2 protein-coding genes are annotated in these 693 nt (G+C 57.3%); both read right to left on the reverse strand.

The window, feature by feature from the left end; all coding sequences use genetic code 11:
- The coding region (locus IE142_RS35140) for a GTPase (RefSeq protein WP_191889444.1) at window positions 1–176 on the reverse strand (176 nt) is incomplete at its 3' end.
- Window positions 177–193: 17 nt separating this feature from the next.
- The coding region (locus tag IE142_RS35145; protein ID WP_306432650.1) for a pyrroline-5-carboxylate reductase dimerization domain-containing protein at window positions 194–693 on the reverse strand (500 nt) is incomplete at its 5' end.

The raw sequence follows: 693 nt of genomic DNA on the forward strand, positions 1-693 counted from the left end.
TGCACGAGCTTGGCGAGCACCGGCAGACGGTCATCCGGCAACGGCACAATGCCGGTGTTCGGTTCGATGGTGGCGAACGGATAGTTTTCCGCCAGCACGTTGTTGCGGGTCAATGCGTTGAACATGGTGGACTTGCCGACGTTCGGCAGTCCGACGATTCCGATAGTAAGAGACATGGTTCCCTAGCTTAGTATTAGGCTTCGATGGCGTCGACTGCTTTGATAACGGCACCACGGAACGCGCTTTCCTCCAACGATGCGACACCCCTGATGGTGGTGCCTCCCGGAGAGCAGACAGCGTCTTTCATGGCACCCGGATGCGTTTCGTTGGCCAAATAGAGCGCGCCCACGCCTTCCACCATTTTGGCGGCCAAGCGGTATGCGGTAGCACGCTGCAATCCATATTTCACACCGGCATCGCCCAATGCTTCGATGTACATGTCGGTGAAGGCCGGCGCGCAGCCGGCGATGCACATGCCGATGCCCATATGCGCGGTGTCCACGCGTTCAATCAGGCTGATTGACGAAAATAGGCTTTCGAAGGTTTCCGCCTGTTCCTGCGTGAGCGTGTTGTCGATTTCCGTGACCAGCACGCCTTTGCCGACAGCCATCGGCGTGTTCGGAATGGTGCATTGAATGTGTGCCTGTTCGAAAGACGTTCCGAACAGGTCACGGAATTTGTTCAGATCCCAGC

The sequence above is a fragment of the Streptomyces mutabilis genome (assembly GCF_014649815.1).
Classification (GTDB): domain Bacteria; phylum Actinomycetota; class Actinomycetes; order Streptomycetales; family Streptomycetaceae; genus Streptomyces; species Streptomyces mutabilis.